Genomic DNA, 3,698 nt, shown 5'->3' with positions numbered 1-3,698 from the left:
CCTGCTGGGCGTGGACCCCGACGACGCCGGCGGGCCGGTCGCGCCGCCCGCGGCCTCCGTCGAGCGCGAGTGGACCGTCGCCGCCCTCGAGGCCGACGAACGGCCCGAGGCCTACGTGTTCCTCGCCGGGGAGTCCGCGATGGTGCGCGCCCTGCGCCGACTCAGCGTGGGCCCCGGCGGCGTGCCGAAGAAGCACGTCTCCTTCATGGGCTACTGGCGGCAGGGCCAGGCGGAGAGCTGAGGAGTGGGGTGGCCGTCGCGCGCCGCTCCACCCTCGCACCGGCGTCGGGCTCTCCCTACTGTGGAAGTCCAGCACCCGATCGAACCGAAGGAGAGATCCCCATGACCCGCACCGTGATCATCGGCGGCCACGGCAAGGTGGCCCTGCTCGCCGCACCCCTGCTGGCGGAGGCCGGCCACGACGTCGTCTCGATCATCCGCAACCCCGACCACGCCGAGGACGTCCGCGCCGCCGGCGCCGAACCGCTCGTCCTGGACATCGAGAAGGCGGACCAGGAGGAGCTGCTCCACGCGCTGCGCGACGCGGACAACGTCGTGTTCTCCGCGGGCGCGGGCGGCGGGGACGCCCAGCGCACCCGGGCCGTGGACCACGACGCCGCCGTCGCCAGCATGCGCGCCGCCGAGGCCGCGGGCGTGCGGCGCTACGTGATGGTGTCCTACCTCGGCGCGTCCCTGCACCACGACGTGCCCGAGGACGACCCCTTCTACGCCTACGCGCAGGCCAAGGCCGAGGCGGACGAGGCGCTGCGGGACTCCGGGCTGGCCTGGACCATCCTCGGTCCCGGCACCCTGACCGATGAGGAGCCGTCCGGCCGCATCACCGTGGACCCGGATCTCTCCGGCTCCGACGCCTCGCAGGGTGAGGTCAGCCGCGGCAACGTCGCCCGAGCGATCGTGGCCGTGCTCAACGAACCGGGCACGGTGGGCCGGAAGATCGACTTCGTGGACGGCGACGTGCCCGTGGCCGAGGCCGTCCGCGGCGACTGACGCGCCGCCAGCGCCGGGGACGGCCCCTCAGGCCAGGCCGAGGCGGCGGTCCACGGTGCCGAGCACGCCCATGAGCCCGGTGAAGCCGGCCAGGATCCCGGCGAGCACGACGCCCACGCTGCGGCGGCCGAGCCGCGGCACGTCGAGGAACGGGTACGGGTACCAGTCGATGCGGGGCCCGCGCGCCATGGTCACCGCCGCCCACATCAGCGGGATGACCGAGGCCAGGCCGGCGCGCCGCGGCGTGATCTGCCCGCGCGGGTCGAACAGCGCCCACACCGCCGGGGCGAGCACGGGGTTGACGATGTGCTGCAGCGCGTCGTTGAACCGGTAGAGGAAGGTGTCCTGTTCGCGGCCACGCAGCACCGCGTTGTAGACGATCCCCGTGACCATCACCGAGCCGAGGCCGGCGGTGCGCACGGCCCAGAACGCGTCCGACGTGGGCGCCTCACGACGCGCGGCCAGCGTCAGCGACGTGCCCGCGACCAGCGCGTTGGACAGCCACGTGAAGTACGCCGGCTGGTTGAGGGCGTGGGACCAGCCCGCGGGGAAACCGCCCTGATAGCCGACGCCCGGGATCACCATGGAGTCCTTGGACATGCCGATGGGGAACGAGGTCAGGCACCCGATCAGCGGCAGTGCCCCCGAGACCTGCCACGCCAGGCGGCTCCGACGGTCCACCGGCGGCACGGGACGCGGCTGCAGCCGGGACACGACGGCGTGCGCGATCCGCTCACGGACCCCCTGCGGGGCGGGGCGGGTGCGGCGGACGGAGGGCAGGCTGACGCGGAGGGTGGAAAGGGGCATGGGGGGTCGTCCTCGAACGGCGGGGTCAAGGGATGAGACCGCCCATTCTCACATGAACAGCAGTTGAACGAAAGGGGGCGAGACGGAGAACACCGCCGCGCCCCCCCTCCTGCCCGCCCCGCCGCCTCAGTGGGCGCCGGCCTCCTCCAGCGGCAGGATGCGCTCCGGATCCTCGACCTCCACGCGCACGCCGTCGGCCTGCAGCCGGCGCACGCCCTCGGCGATCAGCCGTCGGCCGACGTCGTCGATCCGGTCCACCCGCGTGAGGTTGAGCACCACGGTGCGGATGGGCCCGTCGTTCTCATCTCGGGCGGCCACGGCGGCGGCCTCGTGCACCGCCCCGCCGCCGGTCGCGGCCGAGAGCGCCGCGCTGTCCGCCGCGGCCTCCTGCCACCGCGGGTAGACGGCGGCGTCCCACCCGGTGCCGGGTTTCTCCGCCCCGGTGTCCAGGTCCGTGAGCGCGTCCAGCACCGCCTCCGCACCGCCGAACCGGATCACGCCCTGCAGATGCACGAACACGCGGTCACCCTCGCGTTTTACGAAGCGCACGGCGGTGCCGCCCAGGCTGTCCCCGTCCATGAGGTGCAGCCGGAAGTCCTCGGAGAGGCGGCGGCACGCCAGCACGCCGCGCGCCGAGTTGCCCACCTCGTCCAGGCGCGGCGAGAACACGCCGATCCCCACGCGGCCCGGCAGCGCGCCGAGCACACCGCCGGCCACCCCGGACTTGGCCGGGATCCCGACGTCGGCGAGCCACTGCCCGGCGGCGTCGTACATGCCGGAGGAGGTCATCACGGACACCACGCGCCGCGCCACGATGTACGGCAGCATCCGCTCTCCCGTCATCGGGTGGATGCCGCCGGTCGCCAGACACGCGCCCATCACAGCGAGGTCCTTGGCGGTGACGAGCACGGCGCACTGCGCCACATACCCGGCCACGATCTCCTCGGCGGAGTCCTGCAGCACCCCGTAGCTGCGGAGCATGTGCGCCAGGGAGAGGTTGCGGTCCGAGACCGCCATCTCGGACTCGTACGTCTCCCAGTCCACCGAGAGCCGACGCCCGGCGAGCAGGGACATGATCTCCACGGCCCGGTCCAGCCGCTCCTTCCGGCTCGCCTCCGGTCCCACGAGCAGCTGGTGCACCGCGAGCGCGCCGGCGTTGATCATGGCGTTGTCCGGGCGGTGCGACTCCGCCTCGAGGGAGAGCTCGTTGAAGGCCTCGCCCGAGGGGTTCAACCCCCCCTGCCGGTCCACGGCGGCGAAGCCCCGGTCCACGAGCGCGGCCGCGTACGTGAACGGCTTGGACGCGGACTGGATGGTGAACTCCACGTCCGCGTCGCCCGCGAAGTGCAGCCGCCCGGTGGGGGTGGCCAGCGCGATGCCGAAGCGGTCCGGGTCCGCCTCCGCGAGCACGGGGATGTACTGGGCCGTCTCTCCCGGGTTCACGGCGCCGAGCTCGGTGATCAGGCTCGCCAGGTAGTCGGGGATCGGGTGTCTCATCTCAGGCCTCCCAGCGCAGGCAGGTCAGGGGCTCGCCCCCGGGCACGGGCACGTGGCCGGTCGCACGGAAGCCGAGCCGCTCATAGAACGGGACGGTGGCGGGCACGGACGCCTCGAGGTGCACGGGCAGACCCGACGCGCGGCGCTGGCCGTGGCGCACCAGCGCACTCGCCGCCCCGCGCCCGCGGGCGGACGGGACGGTGCCGACCTCCTCAAGGTACCAGTGCCGGCCTGCCGGGCGGGCACGCTCGCAGGCGGCCTGGATCCGCTTCAGGGCGAGGGTGTGGCGGCCGTGGACGGCGACGGCGGTGGGCAGCCCCGCCAGCAGGCCCGGCACGTCGACCCCGCGGGGGGCGGCGGGGGAGGTCCACACGGCGGCGCCGAGC

Annotated in this window: 5 protein-coding genes; 2 read left to right on the top strand and 3 right to left on the bottom strand. The window is 74.1% G+C overall.

Features of this window, described 5'->3' with window-relative positions:
- Both HMPREF3105_RS09840 and HMPREF3105_RS09835 read left to right on the top strand, forming a co-directional pair.
- A partial coding sequence (locus HMPREF3105_RS09840) for an SIP domain-containing protein (protein WP_141762492.1) occupies positions 1 to 241 on the top strand: 241 nt, incomplete at its 5' end.
- 101 nt (positions 242 to 342) lie between these two features.
- Entirely contained in the window at positions 343 to 1,008 is a 666-nt protein-coding gene (locus tag HMPREF3105_RS09835; protein WP_070709459.1) for an SDR family oxidoreductase, read from the top strand.
- A 27-nt stretch (positions 1,009 to 1,035) separates the two neighbouring features.
- Here HMPREF3105_RS09835 and HMPREF3105_RS09830 read toward each other — a convergent pair whose 3' ends face one another.
- From HMPREF3105_RS09830 to HMPREF3105_RS09820, 3 genes are all read right to left on the bottom strand, one after another.
- On the bottom strand, positions 1,036 to 1,815 hold the full coding sequence (locus HMPREF3105_RS09830) for a Pr6Pr family membrane protein (RefSeq protein WP_070709457.1): 780 nt from the start codon (positions 1,813 to 1,815) through the stop codon (positions 1,036 to 1,038).
- A gap of 126 nt (positions 1,816 to 1,941) precedes the next feature.
- Positions 1,942 to 3,312 (bottom strand): glutaminase A, encoded by a 1,371-nt coding sequence (gene glsA, locus HMPREF3105_RS09825; RefSeq protein WP_070709455.1) that lies wholly within the window; start codon positions 3,310 to 3,312, stop codon positions 1,942 to 1,944.
- A gap of 1 nt (position 3,313) precedes the next feature.
- On the bottom strand, positions 3,314 to 3,698 hold a 385-nt coding region (locus HMPREF3105_RS09820; protein WP_141762491.1), incomplete at its 5' end, for a GNAT family N-acetyltransferase.

This window comes from Micrococcus sp. HMSC31B01, assembly GCF_001816085.1.
GTDB lineage: Bacteria > Actinomycetota > Actinomycetes > Actinomycetales > Micrococcaceae > Micrococcus > Micrococcus luteus.
The sequence above is the reverse complement of the archived record's forward strand: the minus strand, read 5'-3'. Positions and strand labels throughout refer to the sequence as shown.